Genomic DNA, 17,384 nt, shown 5'->3' with positions numbered 1-17,384 from the left:
CACCCCCACTGCGCGGCCCACCTGCACTGCCCGCCCCTGGCCGTCGCGGTGGCCGCCGACACCGTCGCGTCGGTACTCAACCAGTCCATGGACTCCTGGGACCAGGCCCCCGCCGCCACCGCCCTGGAGACCGAGGTGGTGGCCGAGCTGGCCGGACTTCTCGGCTACGACGGATCCGGTGCCGGAGGCGTGGTCACCTCCGGCGGCACCGAGTCCAACCTGACCGCCCTGCTGCTCGCCCGCGACCACGCCCTGCCCGGAGCCGGGCGCCACGGGATGGCCGGGACCACCGGCACCGCCCGGCCCCGAGTGCTGTGCGGGGAGGTGGCGCACTTCTCCGTGCAGCGCTCCGCCGCCCTCCTCGGTCTGGGCGAGGACGCCGTGGTCACCGTCGAGGTGGACGAGCGGCACCGCATGCGCCCCGAGGCACTCCGTGCGGCCGTCGAGCGTGTGCGCGCCGAGGGCGACACGGTCGTGGCCGTGGTCGCCACCGCCGGAACCACCGACCTGGGCGGTGTCGACCCGCTCGACGCGGTCGCCCGCCTGTGCCGGGAGTTCGGCGTGTGGCTGCACGTGGACGCCGCCTACGGCGGCGGCGCCCTCTTCTCCCGACGTCTGCGCGGCCTGCTCACCGGGATCGAGGAGGCCGACTCGGTCAGCCTGGACCTGCACAAGCTCGGCTGGCAGCCGGTGGCCGCCGGGCTGCTCCTCACCCGTGAGCGCGCCCTGTTCGCGCCGCTGTCCCGCTCGGTGGAGTACCTCAACCCCGCCGACGACGAGGAGGCGGGCTACCCGAGCCTGCTCGGCTACTCGCTGCGCACCACCCGCCGAGCCGACGTCCTCAAGATCGCCGTCACCCTGCGCGCACTGGGCACCGACGGTCTCGGACGCCTGGTGGAGGCCTGCCACGACCTCGCGCTGGAGACCGCCGCGCTCGCCGACGCGCACCCGGACCTGGAACTCCTGGCCATGCCCAGCCTCACCACCGTGGTCTTCCGGTACCGCGCGGGAGAGCGGTCCGACACCGTCAACGCGCGCCTGCGCCGCCGCCTGCTCGAACGGGGCCGCGCCGTGGTCGGGCGCACCTGCGTGGACGGCCGGGTGTGGCTCAAGCTCACCCTGCTCAACCCCGACACGACCGCCGATGACACCGCCGCACTGCTCGACGAGGTGGTCAGGGCGGGCGACGCCGAACGGACCGTCCCCGAGGAGAACCGTTGACCCTCCCGCACGACGACGACCACCGCGTCCACGACCTGGTGGGGGTCGGCCTCGGCCCGTTCAACCTCGCCCTGGCCGCCCTCGCCGACGCGGTGCCCGGGCTTTCCGCGCGCTTCCTGGAGGCGCGTCCGGACTTCTCCTGGCACCCGGGGCTCCTGCTGGAGGGGGCCCGCCTCCAGGTGCCCTTCCTCGCCGACCTGGTGAGCATGGTGGACCCGACCAGCCGGTGGTCGGTCCTGTCCTACCTGCGCGAGCACGACCGCCTCTTCCCCTTCTACTTCGCCGAGCACTTCCACGTGCCGCGCCGCGAGTACGACGACTACTGCCGGTGGGTCGCTCGCAGCCTGGACTCCTGCCGGTTCGACGCGGAGGTCACGGCCGTACGCGCCGAGGACGACGCGTTCACGGTCGAGTACACGCGGGCCGACGGATCCAGGGAGACCGTTCGCGGCCACGCCCTGGTGCTCGGGATCGGCACCGCTCCGGTGCTACCCGAGCCCCTGCGCGCACTGGAGGGCGAACGCGTCCTGCACGCGGCCGACTACCTCGACCACGCGGACGCGCTGGCCGACGCGGGCGACGTGACCGTCGTCGGCTCCGGGCAGTCGGGCGCGGAGGTCTTCCTGGACCTGCTGCGCTCCCCGGAGCACCGCGACACCCGGGTGCGCTGGCTGACCCGCTCACCCGCCTTCGCCCCCATGGAGTACTCCAAGCTGGGCCTGGAGCACTTCACCCCGGACTACACGGCCTACTTCCACTCCCTGCCGGAACCGGTGCGCGACCGCCTGGTGCCCCAGCAGTGGCAGCTGTACAAGGGCATCAGCGCCGACACCATCGCCGAGATCCACGACGAGCTCTACGAGCGCGGCATCGGCGGCGGCGAGGTCGGCGCCTCCCTGGCCGCGCAGTGCGAACTCGTCGACGCCCGTGCGGAGGGGAACGGCTACGAGCTGCGCTTCCGCCACCGCGAGCAGGAACGCGCGTTCACGGTGCGCACCGACGCGGTGGTGGCCGCCTCCGGGTACGCCCAGCGCTCGCCCGACTTCCTCGCGCCCGTGGCCAAGTTCCTGCGCACGGACGCGCGCGGACGACACGTGATCGGACCGGACCACCGTCTGGAGACCGATCCCGCGCTGACCGCCCCCATCCACGTGCAGAACGCCGAGCTGCACACGCACGGCGTGGGCACCCCGGACCTGGGCCTGGGCGCATGGAGGGCCGCCACGATCCTCAACAGCCTCACCGGGCGCACCGTGTACCGGCTCCCCGAACGCACCGCCTACCAGACCTTCGGTGTGCCGGCCGAGGAGCGCCGGTGACCGGCACGTCCACCACGCCGACCGACCGCCGGACGGAAGGGAACCCCTTGCCCGAGACCGCACCCGCCACACCCGACCCCGTGGACCCCGCCACCACTGATCCCGCGATCTGGCGAAGGGCCGGGCGGCGCCTGCTCGCACACATGGTCGGAGAGATGGCCTACGAGGAGATGGTGGTCCCCGAAGCCGCGCGGCGGGCCGCGTCCGACGGCTCCCCCGCCTGGACGCTGGCCGTTGACGACGGGGTCTCCTACGGCTTCACCGCGCGGAGGGGCGGGTTCGGCTCCTGGCACGTGGACCCCGACTCCCTGGTCCGTCACACACGGGACGGGGAGGAGCCAGCCTGGGACCCGGCCCTGTTCGTCACCGACGCGCAGACCACCGTGGGACTGCCCGGCGACTCCCTGGCCGAGGTGGTCCGCGACCTGCTGGCCACCCACGCGGCCGACGCCAGGCTGATCGCCTCGTCCCTCGGGGCCGCCGAGCTCGCCGACCTCCCCTACGAGGACCTGGAGGGCCACCAGACCGGTCACCCCTGCATCTTCGTCAACAAGGGCCGCCTGGGGTTCTCCGCCGCCGACGCCGCCCGTTACACCCCCGAGGCCCGCGGCGCGTTCCGCCTGGTGTGGATCGCGGTCCACCCCGACCTGGGGCGCTTCCAGTCCATGGCCGGCACCGAACGGCACGGCCTGCTCGCCCGCGAACTCGACGAGGACCAACGCGCGGAGTTCGCCGAGGCGGTGCGGGCGCGCGGCGAGGACCCGGACGCCTACCTGTGGATGCCGGTCCACCCCTTCCAGTGGGACGAGGTCGTCTCGCCGCTCTTCGCCTCCGAGATCGCCCTCGGTCGGGTGGTGCGGCTGGGGCTGAGCCGTGACCGCTACCGCCCCTTCCAGTCCATCCGCACCCTGATGAACCTGGACCGGCCCGACCGCCTCAACGTCAAGGTGCCGCTGATGATCCGCAACACCCTGGTGTGGCGCGGGCTCTCGGGGACCCAGACCGGATGCGCCCCGCACACGAGCACCTGGTTGCGCTCACTCGCCGAACGCGACCCGTACTTCGACGAGACCGGGGTGATCATGCTCGCCGAGCGCGCCTCGGCGACCGTCCCCCACCCCGTGTTCGACCGGATGCCGCAGGCCCCCTACCGCTTCCACGAGCTGTTGGGCACCATCTGGCGCGAGCCGATCCACCGCCACCTCGCCCCGGGGGAACGGGCCCGCACCATGGCCTGCCTGCTCCTGGAGGGTTCCGACGGGCGGGCACTGGTCACCGAACTGGTCGAACGCTCGGGCCTGGAACCACGGGTGTGGCTGGAGCGGTTCCTGGGAGCGCTGTTCCCACCGGTGCTGCACTACCTCCACCGCTACGGCGCCTCCTTCACACCCCACGGCGAGAACGTCGTGCTGGTCTTCGACGCCGACGAGACCCCCGTCCGCGTCGCCCTGAAGGACTTCGGTTCCGACGTCGAACTGCTCCCCTTCGACCTGCCCGAGTACGCCGAGATCCCCGACCACGTGCGCTCGGTCCTGCACCGCTGGAAGCCCGAGGAACTGGCCCACTCCGTGCTGTCCGCGATCTGCGCCGGGCACCTGCGCTTCCTCGCCGACATCGTCGAACGACAGCTGGGCGTGCCCGGTGAGGCCCTGTGGCGCCTGGCCCGCGAGCAGGTCCTCGCCTACCAGGAGCGCTTCCCCGAGCTGGCCGACCGCTTCGCGATGTTCGACCTGCTCGCCCCCAAGGTGGGCCGGGTCGCCCTCAACCGCGAACAGCTCATGGGCGGCGGCTTCCACGAACGCGCCGAACGCGACGCCGAGTTCGACGTCATGCACGGCCTGGTCGACAACCCCCTCGCCCGGCCCTGACCGCGACCAGCTCGGAGAAACCAGATGACCACCCAGAACCCGCCCCGTGCCCGGACCCGGTCCGTGACCACGACGCAGGACACGGCCACCGCACGGGGGCCGCTGCCGGTCCCCCCGGAACTCACCGCCGAACACTGGGACCGCGCCAGCGGCCACCTGGCCGCCAAGATGCTCGCCGAGCTCTGCTTCGAGTTCGCCCTGCGCCCCGACGCCGACGGCCCCGGGCGCTGGCGGGCCCCGGTCCACTCCGGCGCCTCCTACGTCTTCGAGGGACGGCGCACCGCCATGGACGGCTGGCGGGTCCGCCCCGGTACCGCCGAGCGTGAGGCCCGCGACGGCACCCGGACCGCGGCCTCACCCTTCCGGCTCCTGCGCGACCTCGGCGCGGCCGGAATCGTCGACCCCGCCGTGGAGGCGTTCACGGTCGGGGAACTGAGCGCCACCCTGAGCGCCGACGCCCGTCTGGCCTCCTCCCGCACCACCAGCGCCGCGCTGGCCGCGCTCCCCCACGCCGAGCTGGAGGGACACCAGACCGGCCACCCCTGGATCTTCGCCAACAAGGGCCGGGTGGGCTTCTCCGCCCGGGACCGCGCGCAGTACCCGCCCGAGGCGCGCAGGCCCACGCGCATGCCTTGGATCGCGGTACACCGCTCCCTGGCCGAGCACCACGGTGTGCCCGGCCTGGACCAGGAGGCACTGCGCTCCCGAGAACTCGGCCCCGAGCTGACCTCCCTGTTCACTGAGCGCTTGGAGGACTCCCTCCTGGGCTCCGGAACCGCGGCCACCGAGTTCGTGTGGCTGCCGGTCCACCCCTGGCAGTGGGACGAGGTGGTCGTGCCGCTGTTCGCCGCCGAGATCGCGCACCGCCTCGTCGTTGCGCTGGGCGAGGCGGCCGACGACTACCTGCCGCAGCAGTCCGTCCGCACCTTCACCAACCTCGGCCGCCCGGATCGGCTCAACGTCAAACTGTCGCTGGCCATCCTGAACACGATGGTCTACCGGGGCATCCCCACCGAGCTGTGCCGGGCGGCGCCCGCCAGCACGGGGTGGGTACACGCCCTGCGCGACCGGGATCCGTTCCTGTCCGAGCGCTGCCGGGTGGTCCTGCCCGGCGAGGTCGCGGCGGTGGCCGTGCGCCACCCGGTCCTGGAGGACATCCCCGACGCCCCCTACCGCCACCGCCAGCTGCTGGGAGCCCTGTGGCGCGAGCCGGTCACCGAACAGCTCGACCCGGGCGAGCGCGCCCGCACGCTGGCCGCCCTGCTGCACGTGGACGGCGAGGGACGGGCGCTGGTCGCCGAACTCGTGGAGCGCTCCGGCCTCGGTGCCGAGGAGTGGCTGCGCGCCCTGTTCGCCGCCCTCCTGCCGCCGATCCTGCACCTGCTCTACCGGTACGGGCTGGCCTTCAACCCGCACGGGGAGAACGCGATCGTGGTCCACGACGAGCGCGACCGCCCGGTACGGCTCGCCGTCAAGGACTTCGTGGACGACATGAAACTCCTGGACACCGACCTGCCCGAGTACGCGGACCTGCCCGAGGAGACCCTGGGCGTGCTCATGCGCTTCGACGCCCGGGAACTCACCTCCTCCGTCGCCAAGTCCCTGTTCGTCGGCCACTTCCGCTACCTCGCGCCGCTGGTCCACGAGTCGCTGGACGTGCCGGAGGAACGGTTCTGGGACCTGGTCCGGGCGGAGATCACGCGCTACCAGGAGGAGTTCCCCGAGCTGGCCGAACGCTTCGCGACGTTCGACCTGCTCGCCCCGGAGTACGAGCGGGTGTGCCTGAACCGCGAGCGCCTGCTGGGCGGTGGCTACCACGACCGGGCCGAACGCGACGCCGAGTTCCACCTGGACGCGCCGCCCATTCCCAACCCGCTGTACCGGGCCCCCGCCACCAGTACCGAGGAGACCCGGTGAACCCGCTCGTCGGCGACGGACTGCCGCCCCTGACCGAGACCCTGCCTCCCAGCCCTGCGCCTCCGCCCTTCCCCGTGCCGCTCGACCGCCTGCGCGCCGACGTGGAGTCGGGCGCGATCACCGACGTGATCGTGGCCCTGCCCGACCTCCAGGGCCGGGTGCAGGGCAGCCGGATCAACCCCCGGGACTTCCTCTCCCGGACGTTGGAGACCGGCTTCGACGCCTGCCAGTACCTGCTCGCCACGGACGTCGAGATGGAGTCGCGGCCCGGTTACGCCGTCGACCCCTGGGGCGGCGGCCTCGGCGACCTCTCGGTCCTGCCCGACCCCGCCACCCTGCGCTACCTACCTTGGGACCCGGGCACCGCCCTGGTGCTCGGCGACGCCCGCGACTCCGAGGGGAACCCGGTACCGGTGGCGCCCCGGCAGGTGCTCCGAACCCAGCTGGACCGCCTCGCCGAACGCGGCTGGCACGCCCTGGCCGGGACGGAACTGGAGTTCCTCGTGTTCCGGGACTCCTACCAGGAGGCGTTCGAGGCCGACTACCGGGGCCTGACCACGGCCACCCGGTTCAACTCCGACTACGCGCTGCCCGAGGTCACCGAGATCGACCCGCTGATGCGGCGCATCCGCACCGCCATGGAGCGCACCGGCATGACGGTGGAGTCGGCCCGGGGCGAGTGCCATCCCGGCCAGTACGAGATCGTCTTCCGCTACGACGACGCCCTGCGCACCTGCGACAACCACGTCGTGTACAAGGCGGGGGCCCGGGCGCTGGCGGCGCAGGCCGGGGTCGCGCTGACCTTCATGGCCAAGTTCGACGGCGGCGAGGGCAACTCCTGCCACGTGCACCTGTCGCTGCGCGACCAGACCGGCGCACCGGTCTTCGCCGACGACGGCGCGGGGCGGCACGGCATGTCCAAGCACATGGAGCACTTCGTGGCCGGGCAGCTGGCCTGCGCCCGCGACTTCGCCCTGCTGTACGCGCCCAACGTCAACTCGTACAAGCGCCTGTCACCGCAGGCCTACGCGCCGAACACCGTCACCTGGGGTCTGGACAACCGCACCTGCCCGGTGCGGGTGATCGGATCGGGCGGGTCCGCGCGGATCGAGTTCCGGGTGCCGGGCGGGGACGCCAACCCCCACCTGACGGTGGCGGGGGTCGTCGCGGCGGGCCTGTACGGCATCGACCAGGCACTCCCCCTGCCCGAGCCCACAGCGGGGGACGCCTCGGCCAGCGGCGCCGCCCGCCTGCCCGCCTCTCTGGAGGAGGCCGTCCTGGCCTGGGAGGACAGCGAGATCGCCCGGTCCTGCTTCGGCCCTGAGGTGGTGCGCAACCAGGCGGCGGCGGGCCGCGCCGAACTCGCGGCCTTCTCCGCAACCGTCACCGACCTCGAACGCCGCCGCCACTTCGAGCGCGGCTAGGCACGGGCGCCCCGCCGGACCGATCCGGCGGGGCGTCGGTCCCTCCGCTCTCGCGGTCAGCGTGCCACGCGGTAGCGGAGGTAGACGATCCCCCCACCGACGGTGCGGGACTCGACGAGCCGGAGATCCCTCCGGCGCTCGCCCCGGGGAAAGAACGGGATGCCGCCGCCCACCAGCACCGGGTACACCCGGAGCCGGAACTCGTCGATCAGGCCCAGATCGGCCACCTGGGCTGCCAGGGTCGCGCCGCCGACGGCGATGTCGCCCTCCCCCGGACCGGCCCTCAGCCGTGCGATCTCCTCCGCCGGACCGCCGGACGCCAGACGGGTGTTGCCGCGTACCTCGGACAGCGTGGAGGAGAACACCACCTTCGGGAGCGCCCGCCAGATCTCGGCGAACTCGACCGTCGAGTGGTCGTGTGCCGGGTTCTGGTCGACGGTCTCCCAGTAGGCCATCGTCTCGTAGAGGCGTCGTCCCAGCAGGTAGACGCCGACCCGGCGCACCTCGTCGGTGGCGAGGGCGAAGACCTCCTCGTCCGGTACCGACCAGTCGAAGGAGCCGTCCGGCCCGACGATGTAGCCGTCCAACGACACACCCATCGAATAGACCACGTCGCGCATCGCGCCCTCCCTCGTGACGGTCCCGACAGTATGACCGTCGAACCCCGCGGAACCCGTCACGACGCGCGCCGACCTCGACACCGCCCCCGGGGGGGACTCGGGCGTGTCCTCGGACCCGTGGTCGACCGGCGACCCCGGGTTCTGGTGCATGCTCTGGGTAGGAACAATCGCGAAAAGCGACACCAGGGACAGCGGGGATGGCTACGGTGAGCGACAAGAACGATCCGACGACCGAAGGCAGTCACATGTCCGCTCCGACAGTGGCCGAGCAACAAGCGCCAGAGTTCGAGGACACCGTGGTCCTCCCCATGCCGCCGCAGGACGGCTTCACCGCTGACGACCTCGACCGTATCCCGGATCTTCCGCCGCACACCGAACTCATCGACGGAAACCTGGTACTGGTGAGCCCCCAGAAGCTGTTCCACATGCTCGTCCTCGAACTCCTCGGAGACGCACTCAAGGTCAACGTGTCCGCGGGGCTGCGGGTCGCGAGGGAGTTCACCATCAGACTCTCCGAACGGCAGCGGCCGGAGCCGGACCTGATGCTGGTCCGTACGGACGCGTTCCAGAAACTGGAACAGACCTGGTTCCCGCCGGAGGCGGTGGAGCTGGCGGTCGAGGTGGTCTCCAAGGAGTCGGAGGTACGGGACCGTGAACGCAAGCCCGAGCTCTACGCGCGGGCCGGTGTGCGCTTCTACTGGCGCGTCGAGCAGGACGGGAACGACGCGGTGGTCTACGAGTACGAGAAGGACCCCGCCAGCCCGTCGGGCGACTACGGCAGGCCGACCATCCACCGGAAGTCCCTCAGGACCTCCGTTCCGCTGAAGTTGGAGTTCGACCTGACGAACATCCTGGACCGCTGACCCGGCGCGCGAAGGGGGAGGCACGGTGCTCCGTGCCTCCCCCTTCGTGTGACGCTCCCGCTAGGACAGAGCGCCGAGTGCGTGGTCCACGGCGTCCTGGATACGGCGCCGCAGGGCCGCGCTGCCCGCTCTGGTCGTGCGGACCTCCACCATCCGCAGACCCTCTCCGAGGAGGGCCTTGGGCAGGTCGGTGGCCCACTCCACCCGGGTGTACGGCAGGTCCGCCACGGCCGCCACCCGCTCCATGGAGACGCCGTGCGGGGTGCCGAACACCCGCTCGAAGTCGGGGTGGCCCGCCTGTTCCAGGCCCGAGAAGATGCCGCCGCCGTCGTTGTTGACGACGATGACCACGAGGTCGGGGCGGGGCTCGCCCGGGCCGATGATCAGGCCGTTCTGGTCGTGCAGCATGGCCAGGTCGCCCACCAGGGCGTAGGCCGGGCCCTCGCCCTCCTTCTGGTGGGCCAGGGCCGCGCCGATCGCCGTGGACACCGTCCCGTCGATCCCGCTCACCCCGCGGTTGCCGACCAGGCGCACACCGCAGCGGGCGCGCATCGTGGCGTCGAGGTCGCGGATGGGCATGCTCGCACCGGCGAACAGCAGCGAACCAGCGGACAGGTGGGCGACGAGGTCGCGAGCCAGGCGCGGCTCGGACAGGGTCTCGTCCGCGTCCAGCACAGAGTCGATGGCCTCGCGGGCGACCGCCTCGGCTCGCTCCCAGGAACCCGACCAGTCGGTGCGGCGCGGGTGCGCCCAGTCCAGCCCGGCTGGCGGGGCCACCGCCGCGACGACGTCGGTGGCGGTGCGCGCGGGGTCGGAGAAGTCGTTGGCCAGACTCGCCGCCGGGTCGCCCAACGCCCCCGCGGTGACCACCACGTGGCGTTCGGCTCGGCGCAGGTAGGCCAGGACCTGCCGGGACAGGTTCGGCCGCCCCACGCTCACGACCAGCTCGGGTGCGTGCGCGTCGGCGAACCCCGGTGAGGCCAGCAGCTGCCGGTAGGTGGAGAGCGCGCCGACCCTGCGGGCGTTGGAGGTGGGCTCGGCCAGCAGGGGCCAGCCCGTCACCTCGGCCAGGGCAAGGAAGGGGACGGGGTCGAAGTCGCCGTCACCGCAGACGATCACGCCGCGCTCGACGTCGGGCAGCACCAGCGGCGCGGGCTCGGTGAACGGAGCCGGGCGCGAGATCCACGGGCGGCCGTCCGGGCGCCCGTCCAGGGGCGCCGTCCAGGTGGGGGTGGCGGAGGGTTCGTCGGGGGTGAGCGGGTCGCGGAAGGCCACGTTGAGGTGGACGGGGCCGGGGCGGCCGCCGGTCGCGGACGCCCAGGCCCTACAGGACAGCGAGCGCCAGTACGCCACCATGCCCGGGGCGGGGTCGGGGGTGCCGACCTCGGCGAACATGCGCACGGCGCCGCCGTACAGGCCGATCTGGTCCACCGTCTGGTTGGCACCGGTGCCGCGCAGTTCCGGGGGCCGGTCGGCGGTGAGTACCAGCAGCGGCACGCCGCTCTCGTCCGCCTCCATCACCGCGGGGTGGAGGTTGGCGGCCGCCGTGCCGGAGGTGCACACCACCGCGACGGGTCGGCGTGAGGCGCGGGCCAGGCCGAGGGCGAGGAAGGAGGCCGATCGCTCGTCCACACGCACGTGGACCCGGACGCCGGGGTGGGCGACCAGGGCCAGCGCCAAGGGCGTCGAGCGCGATCCGGGAGCGACGACGGCCTCGACCATCCCGCAGCGGGCCAGTTCGTCGACGAGGACCCGTGCCAGGGCGGTAGACGGATTCATCAGAGTCTTTCGTTCGTCAAGGTATGTACCAGTATCCCCGTGCGATGCGACCCGGTCGAACGGGCCCGGACCCTTCCAGTGAACCCCGTTCGGTTCCGAACGGCGAGCGAACCCGGCTGTGATCTCATGCCCACCGGGTACGGTCGCACGTCACTCCGCAACACCCGTCACCGTGCCCCGTGGTAGGTCAGGCCCGGTCGGAGGGGGTCCGCCCCGCCGCATCGGCGGCTTCGGCCCGTGCGCGCCAGGCACCCGGATCGATCTCGACCGCGGCCAGGGCGGCCTCGTCCACCTGGGACGGACGGACCGGGAGGAACCCGTCCACGGGCAACAGCGGGTCGGCGGTGACGTCGGCGTCGAGCATCTGCATGGTCGCCAGGCCGCAGGCGTACGGGAGTTCGGGCAGACAGGCGGCCAGGGCCACCCCGGCGGCCAGTCCCACGGACGTCTCCACCGCGCTGGAGACCACCACAGGGAGTCCACAGGCCTCGGCCACCCGCAGTGCGGCACTCACGCCGCCCAGGGGCTGCACCTTGAGCACCACGATGTCCGCCGCCTCGGAGGCGCGCACCCGCAGGGGGTCCTCCGCGCGGCGGATGGACTCGTCGGCGGCCACCGGCACGTCGACCCGGCGGCGCACGGCGGCCAGCTCGTCCAGGGTCGCGGAGGGCTGCTCCACGTACTCGAGGTCGAACCGGTCCAGCTCGCGTGTCATGCGAACGGCGGTGTCCACGTCCCAGGCGCCGTTGGCGTCCACCCGCACCCGGCCGGAGGGGCCGATCGCGGAGCGGACCGCCTCGACCCTGGCCACGTCCTCGCGCCAGTCCTGGCCCTTTTCCGCGACCTTGACCTTGGCGGTGGCGCAGCCGCCCGCCGCGACGATCGCGGCGGCGCGTCGGGGGTCCACGGCGGGCACGGTCACGTTGACGGCCACCCGGTCACGCACCGGCTCCGGCCAGCCCTGGTGGGCCGCCTCGAGGCAGGCGGCCCACCATCGGGAGGCCTCGCGCGGCCCGTACTCGGCGAAGGGTGAGAACTCGCCCCACCCGGCGGGACCGCGCACCAGCATTCCCTCACGGACCGTGATGCCCCGGAAGCGGTTGCGCAGGCCGATGGCGAAGGCCCGCCCCCCGGTGGCGGTCACCGCCGGGGCAGGCTCCGAGGCGCCGGTCACGGGCGACGCGGGAACTTGTCGAACTCCGGACGGCGCTTCTCCTTGAAGGCGTCCCGGCCCTCCTGGGCCTCCTCGCTCATGTAGTAGAGCATCGTGGCGTCACCGGCGAACTGCTGCATCCCGGCGGCGCCGTCGCTCACGGCGTTGATGGCGCCCTTGAGCATGCGCAGCGCCAGCGGGGACTTGTCCAGCATCTCGCGGGCCCAGGAGACGGTCTCCTTCTCCAGGTCCGCCAGCGGCACGACGGTGTTGACCATGCCCATGTCCAGCGCCTCCTGTGCGCTGTACTGGCGGCACAGGTACCAGATCTCGCGGGCCTTCTTCAGGCCCACGGTCTCGGCGAGCAGCCAGGCGCCGTAGCCGCCGTCGAAGGAGCCGACCTTGGGTCCGGTCTGGCCGAACTTGGCGTTGTCGGCGGCGATGGTGAGGTCGCAGCACACCTGGAGGACGTTGCCGCCGCCGATGGACCACCCGGCGACCATGCAGATCACGGGCTTGGGCAGGCGGCGGATCTGCACCTGGAGGTCGAGCACGTTGAGGCGGCCGATGCCCTGCTGGGCCACGGCGTCGTCGCCGATGTAGCCGTCGTCGCCGCGGATCTTCTGGTCGCCACCGGAGCAGAACGCCTGGTCACCGGCGCCGGTGAAGATGATCACGCCGACGCTGGAGTCGTCCCGGGCGTTGCCGAAGGCCGTCTGGAGCTCGAAGAGCGTCTGGGGACGGAACGCGTTGTGCCGCTCGGGGCGGTTGATCGTGATCTTGGCGATGCCCTCCGCGGTCTCGTAGATGATGTCGGAATACTCGCCCGACCGCTGCCAGTCGATCACGCTGCTCACGGCTTCTGCTTCTCCTCACGGGGATGGGGACGGTGTGGGCGCGGCCGGGGTGACCGTCGCGCCCAGACGTCAACCCTACGCATTGTGCCAGGCGAGCCGGGACGGGCAGCCACGCACCCGACACCCGGCCCCACAGGACGGCCGCTCCCCTGGTCGGGCGTACGCTGGAGCACCGTGGCACAAGCAAGCGAACCCCGGTCCCAGGTCCCCGGCCGCGAGGGCGAACGCACCCTCCAGGCGGTACGCGGTCTGACCCCCGACGTCATGCACGGGTTGCTCGCCCGGGCGTTGGACCGCACCGGCCCCGCTCTGCTACCCATTCCCGACGGCACCCCCGACCCGCGCGCCGAGGCCCTGTTGGCCGCCATGCGGCCCTCGTCGCTGCGTACCCCCGACGGCACCACCGACCTGCCCGGTGGCGTCGCGGTGGGTCCGGACGCGGCTCTGGTCGTCACCACCTCGGGTTCGACCGGCGAGCCCAAGGGCGTGGAGCTGTCCGCGTCCGCCCTGCGCGCCTCGGCCCGTGCCTCGGTGTCGAGGATCGGCGCCGCCCCGGGCGACCGCTGGCTGTGCGTGCTTCCGGCCGGGCACATCTCCGGCATCCAGGTGATGATCCGCGCCCTGGTCACCGGGGGCGAGGTGGTGCACGCGCCGTTCGACACGGACGCGGTGGCGGAGCTGGCGCGTGAGCTGCGGCCACACGTTTCGCTGGTCCCCACCCAGCTGCGCCGCCTCCTGGCCGCCGGGGCGGACCTCTCGGCGTTCGGCACGATCCTGCTCGGCGGCGCGGCGGCAGAGCCCTCCCTGCTGGCCGCGGCCCGCGCGGCGGGCGGCCGGGTGGTGACCACCTACGGCATGAGCGAGACCTGCGGCGGGTGCGTGTACGACGGGGTCGCGCTGGACGGGATCGAGGTCCGCATCGCCGGTGCGGGGCCCGGGGAGCCCGGCCGCGTCGTACTGGGCGGCCCGACCCTGCTCACCGGGTACCGGCTGCCACCGGGCTCGGGGCCAGGAGGTTGGGCCCGGGACGAGGACGAGGCCGGGATGTCCCGCGACGACGCCGGGCGCCTGTGGCTGCGCACCAACGACCTGGGCCGTGTGGACGCCGAGGGGCGTCTGCACGTGTTGGGCCGCATGGACGAGGTGGTCAACACGGGCGGCCACAAGGTGGTCCCCGGCCAGGTGAACGCCATCCTGGCCGCCCGCCCGGAGATCGCGGAGTCGGTGGTGGTGGGCCGCCCCGACCCCGAGTGGGGCGAGCGGGTGACGGCGGTCGTGGTACCCGCCGACCCCGGGAATCCGCCCGCGCTGGAGGAGCTGCGGGGATGGGTCCGCGAACGGCTGCCCGCCTACGCGTGCCCTCGGGAACTGGACCTGCGCGCCGCGCTGCCGATGCTCGCCTCCGGCAAGCCCGACCTGGTCACACTGCGCCGCCCCGGTTCCTGAACGGACGGCATCGGCCGGTCACCCCGCGGACCACCCTCGCTCGCCACACCCCTCGCGCCGCTGGTCGGAGCCGGATCACCGGCCGTACCCGGGGCGAGGGCGCGTTTACCGGTGTGGTCCGTACACGTGGGACCCTGGCCCGGGAGACCTTGTCCGGTTGGCGGGGAACTTCCGAAAGCTCCCCGGCGTCTACTTGAGTATCCGGTCTCTTCGGCCCCTCTTCCAAGGAGGTCCGCGGTTGGCGGCAGCCATCGATCCCATCGTCCGCTCCCCTGCGCCCTCCCCCGAGCCCGGAACGCCTGTCGCGTGGCGGTTCTCGCACTCGGACCGAGCGGGCGCCATTACCCGCATGGGTCGGTCCTGCGCCACTCATGGGAGAGTGATCCATACCACCCTCTTCGATATCCAATCGAGACAGGGAACATTTGACTCGCCGACACGTTGGACATATTGGCGCGACCAGTCGGCGGGAACCCTCCGCCGCGTGCCAGACGTCCTGGAAGGGAGGGAGGTGCCCACATGACGAGCACTGCCCTAGACGCTTCGGGCCCCGAGGCCGAAGTCCCCGACGGCAACGCTCCGACCGAGGGCCGTGCCGCCCACGAGGCTCTGACCGACCTGATCACCCAGGGGCGCGCCCAGGGACACCTGTCCCTCTCAGAACTACGTACCGCTTTCTCCGCGGCCGGAGTCACTTCCAGTGACGGCCGCTCCATCCTGCGTGAACTCACCGAGAACGGGGTCCGACTCGCCAACGGGGGCGAGGACTCCGCGATGGTGGCCGACCCTGACGCCGAGGACGACGTGCTGGAAAACACTCTCATCGCGACGGTACCCAACACCGACGAGGCACCCAAGGCCGCATCCGGCAAGGCCGCCTCGCGCAAGGGCCCCTCCACCCGGAGGAAGGCCCGCACCACCACGCGGCGAACCAAGAAGACCGAGACCAACCAGAACACCACCGACCCGGAGACCGGCGAAGCCGACCTCGACGACCAGTCACCCGCGATGGGCGACTCGGTCCACACCTACCTCAAGGCGATCGGGCGGCGGCAGCTGCTCACCGCCGAGCAGGAGGTGGACCTGGCCAAGCGGGTCGAGGCCGGACTGTACGCCGAGTACCGGCTCGGGCAGCACGGCGAGATCGACGCTTCGGTCCCGATGGCCGACGTCGAACGCGAAGAGCTGGAGTGGGTGGCCGAGGACGGCCGCAAGGCCAAGTCCCACATGCTGGAGGCCAACCTCCGCCTGGTCGTGTCCGTGGCCAAGAAGTACAGCGACCGCGGCATGTCCCTGCTGGACGTGGTGCAGGAGGGCAACCTCGGCCTCATCCGCGCCGTGGAGAAGTTCGACTACACCAAGGGCTTCAAGTTCTCCACCTACGCCATGTGGTGGATCCGCCAGGCCATCCAGCGCGGGTTCGCCGACTCCGCCCGCACCATCCGCCTGCCCGTGCACGTCCTGGAGCTGCTCAGCAAGGTGAGCCGTCTGGAGCGCGACATGCACCAGGCGCTGGGCCGCGAGCCCACCCCGGAGGAGCTGGGACTGGAGCTGGACAAGACCCCGGCCCAGATCGAGGAGCTGCTGCGCGTCACCCGCCAGCCGATCAGCCTCGACTCCACCATCGGTGAGGACGGCGAGACCCGCATCGGCGACCTGATCGAGGACGTGGACGCCTCGGAGGCCTCCGAGGTGGTCGACCGTCAGCTCATGGCCGACCAGCTGCGCAACGCCCTGTCGGACCTGGAGCCGCGCGAGGCGACCATCATGTCGCTGCGGTTCGGGCTGATGGACGGCCGGCCGCGCACCCTCGACGAGATCGGCAAGCACCTGGGGCTCACCCGTGAGCGCATCCGGCAGCTGGAGAAGCAGTCGCTGTCGAAGCTGCGCCACCCGAGCCGGGCCCAGCAGCTGCTGGACTTCGCCAGCTGACCACACCCTCGTGTGACGTACGGGGCCGTTCCCCCCTCGGGAGAGCGGCCCCTTCGGCGTTTCCGGGCTCAGGGACAACCCCGAACTTCCCCCGGTATCCGAGGACGGGAGCGCTCCGCGCCCCCTCCCGGTGGGATGATGGGCAGATGAGCGACAACCCCCAGCGGCACCAGGATGAGATCGCGGCCGCGCTGCGCGCCAGCCGCGACCTGGGCCCCGAGTACGACGACGCGGTGGCGGCCTCCCTCGTCGAGCGCGTCGACGACACCATCGAGGAACGCGTCAGGCACCACGTGGCGCGCCAGGCCGGGGCGGACGAGCGCCGTGTCGGTGTCGCCTCCAACACCGTGCGTATGGTCCTGGCCCTGGTGTGCCTGGGGATCAGCATCCCCATCACGGGCATCGTCGCCGCCCTCATCGGGGGCGCCATGTCCGTCTTCATGGTGTGGGCCGGCCTGATCTGCTTCTACCTGGTCGCGGTGCTGGGTCTGCGCCGCTGAGTCGTCCGCGCGCACGCGAACGGGGCGGGAACTGTGTGTTCCCGCCCCGTTCGCGATGTTCGGCCCTGCGCCGGAAGGGCTCTAGTCGCAGGCCGCGAGGATCATGTCGTGCGTTTCGGAGGTCCAGTCCAGGGCGTCGGCCAGTCCGTCGTGGTCTCCGAAGTCCAGTTCCTCCAGGACCGCGTTGACCGCGTCGGCACGCTCGGTGGCGTCCCTGCTGAGGTCGCCTCGGGCCGCCTCCTCCAGGCGTTCGACGTCCAGCACGTGCGCGTCGAGAACGCCGTAGTGCTCGTCCTGGAAAGGAACGTCGTCGACCAGGACGTCGGTGCCGATGCTCTCGGCCGCCAGGTCGACCGCCGCGATGTTGCTCTGGATGTCGGCGCAGGCGGCGTCGATCTCGCTCTGGTTCCCGGAACACGCGGTCAGCGCCAGGGGGACGACCAGGGCCGCGGCGGCCAGCGACAGTACACGGGTGGGGGTTCGTT

The 17,384-nt window shown here is 72.2% G+C and carries 14 protein-coding genes; 9 read left to right on the top strand and 5 right to left on the bottom strand.

Features of this window, described 5'->3' with window-relative positions; all coding sequences use genetic code 11:
• From ADX84_RS22990 to ADX84_RS22970, 5 genes are all read left to right on the top strand, one after another.
• On the top strand, positions 1–1,221 hold a 1,221-nt coding region (locus ADX84_RS22990; protein ID WP_049579044.1), incomplete at its 5' end, for an aspartate aminotransferase family protein.
• Positions 1,218–2,540 (top strand): lysine N(6)-hydroxylase/L-ornithine N(5)-oxygenase family protein, encoded by a 1,323-nt coding sequence (locus tag ADX84_RS22985; protein ID WP_049579041.1) that lies wholly within the window; start codon positions 1,218–1,220, stop codon positions 2,538–2,540. The genes ADX84_RS22990 and ADX84_RS22985, both read left to right, overlap by 4 nt.
• A 47-nt stretch (positions 2,541–2,587) precedes the next feature.
• Positions 2,588–4,408 carry an IucA/IucC family siderophore biosynthesis protein gene (locus ADX84_RS22980; protein WP_234004164.1) on the top strand — a complete coding sequence of 607 codons (1,821 nt, stop codon included), beginning with the start codon at positions 2,588–2,590 and terminating at the stop codon, positions 4,406–4,408.
• 24 nt (positions 4,409–4,432) lie between these two features.
• Positions 4,433–6,325: an IucA/IucC family siderophore biosynthesis protein gene (locus ADX84_RS22975; protein ID WP_156208164.1), complete on the top strand. Its 1,893-nt coding sequence runs from the start codon at positions 4,433–4,435 to the stop codon at positions 6,323–6,325.
• Positions 6,322–7,749, top strand: coding sequence for a glutamine synthetase family protein (locus ADX84_RS22970; RefSeq protein WP_082206726.1), 1,428 nt, complete (start codon positions 6,322–6,324; stop codon positions 7,747–7,749). Before ADX84_RS22975 ends, ADX84_RS22970 begins: the two co-directional genes overlap by 4 nt.
• A gap of 56 nt (positions 7,750–7,805) precedes the next feature.
• Here ADX84_RS22970 and ADX84_RS22965 read toward each other — a convergent pair whose 3' ends face one another.
• Positions 7,806–8,369 carry a dihydrofolate reductase family protein gene (locus tag ADX84_RS22965; protein WP_049579039.1) on the bottom strand — a complete coding sequence of 188 codons (564 nt, stop codon included), beginning with the start codon at positions 8,367–8,369 and terminating at the stop codon, positions 7,806–7,808.
• Between the two features lie 245 nt (positions 8,370–8,614).
• On the opposite strand from ADX84_RS22965, the gene ADX84_RS22960 reads away from it, so the two are divergent.
• Positions 8,615–9,232, top strand: a complete 618-nt coding sequence (locus tag ADX84_RS22960) for a Uma2 family endonuclease (protein ID WP_049579036.1) — start codon at positions 8,615–8,617, stop codon at positions 9,230–9,232.
• A 60-nt stretch (positions 9,233–9,292) separates the two neighbouring features.
• Here the strand turns inward: ADX84_RS22960 and menD are convergent, their stop codons facing one another.
• The 3 genes from menD to menB all read right to left on the bottom strand — a co-directional run bounded on the left by menD (position 9,293) and on the right by menB (position 13,021).
• Entirely contained in the window at positions 9,293–11,011 is a 1,719-nt protein-coding gene (gene menD, locus ADX84_RS22955; RefSeq protein ID WP_049579033.1) for a 2-succinyl-5-enolpyruvyl-6-hydroxy-3-cyclohexene-1-carboxylic-acid synthase, read from the bottom strand.
• 187 nt (positions 11,012–11,198) lie between these two features.
• Positions 11,199–12,185 (bottom strand): o-succinylbenzoate synthase, encoded by a 987-nt coding sequence (locus ADX84_RS22950; protein ID WP_049579031.1) that lies wholly within the window; start codon positions 12,183–12,185, stop codon positions 11,199–11,201.
• Entirely contained in the window at positions 12,182–13,021 is an 840-nt protein-coding gene (gene menB, locus ADX84_RS22945) for a 1,4-dihydroxy-2-naphthoyl-CoA synthase (RefSeq protein ID WP_049579029.1), read from the bottom strand. The genes ADX84_RS22950 and menB overlap by 4 nt, the downstream gene beginning before the upstream one ends.
• 174 nt (positions 13,022–13,195) lie before the next feature.
• On the opposite strand from menB, the gene ADX84_RS22940 reads away from it, so the two are divergent.
• From ADX84_RS22940 to ADX84_RS22930, 3 genes are all read left to right on the top strand, one after another.
• The gene (locus ADX84_RS22940) at positions 13,196–14,467 is read left to right on the top strand and encodes an AMP-binding protein (protein ID WP_049579027.1); all 1,272 of its coding nucleotides are present in this window, start codon (positions 13,196–13,198) and stop codon (positions 14,465–14,467) included.
• A gap of 519 nt (positions 14,468–14,986) precedes the next feature.
• Positions 14,987–16,399 (top strand): RNA polymerase sigma factor, encoded by a 1,413-nt coding sequence (locus ADX84_RS22935; protein WP_049579025.1) that lies wholly within the window; start codon positions 14,987–14,989, stop codon positions 16,397–16,399.
• Between the two features lie 146 nt (positions 16,400–16,545).
• Positions 16,546–16,899 carry a hypothetical protein gene (locus ADX84_RS22930; RefSeq protein WP_049579023.1) on the top strand — a complete coding sequence of 118 codons (354 nt, stop codon included), beginning with the start codon at positions 16,546–16,548 and terminating at the stop codon, positions 16,897–16,899.
• An 81-nt stretch (positions 16,900–16,980) separates the two neighbouring features.
• On the opposite strand, the gene ADX84_RS26455 is transcribed toward ADX84_RS22930, so the two are convergent.
• Positions 16,981–17,384: hypothetical protein (locus tag ADX84_RS26455; protein ID WP_234004162.1), on the bottom strand; the 404-nt coding region annotated here is incomplete at its 5' end.

The organism is Nocardiopsis sp. SBT366 (assembly GCF_001083815.1).
In the GTDB taxonomy this organism is placed as follows: Bacteria; Actinomycetota; Actinomycetes; order Streptosporangiales; family Streptosporangiaceae; genus Nocardiopsis; species Nocardiopsis prasina.
This window is presented reverse-complemented; position numbering and strand designations above follow the sequence as displayed.

Bases quoted from the DNA above. Each gene is read 5' to 3' on its own strand.
- menD (WP_049579033.1), bottom strand. From the start codon at position 11,011: ATGAATCCGTCTACCGCCCTGGCACGGGTCCTCGTCGACGAACTGGCC.
- ADX84_RS22975 (WP_156208164.1), top strand. From the start codon at position 4,433: ATGACCACCCAGAACCCGCCCCGTGCCCGGACCCGGTCCGTGACCACG.
- ADX84_RS22930 (WP_049579023.1), top strand. From the start codon at position 16,546: ATGAGCGACAACCCCCAGCGGCACCAGGATGAGATCGCGGCCGCGCTG.
- ADX84_RS22965 (WP_049579039.1), bottom strand. From the start codon at position 8,369: ATGCGCGACGTGGTCTATTCGATGGGTGTGTCGTTGGACGGCTACATC.
- ADX84_RS22935 (WP_049579025.1), top strand. From the start codon at position 14,987: ATGACGAGCACTGCCCTAGACGCTTCGGGCCCCGAGGCCGAAGTCCCC.
- ADX84_RS22960 (WP_049579036.1), top strand. From the start codon at position 8,615: ATGTCCGCTCCGACAGTGGCCGAGCAACAAGCGCCAGAGTTCGAGGAC.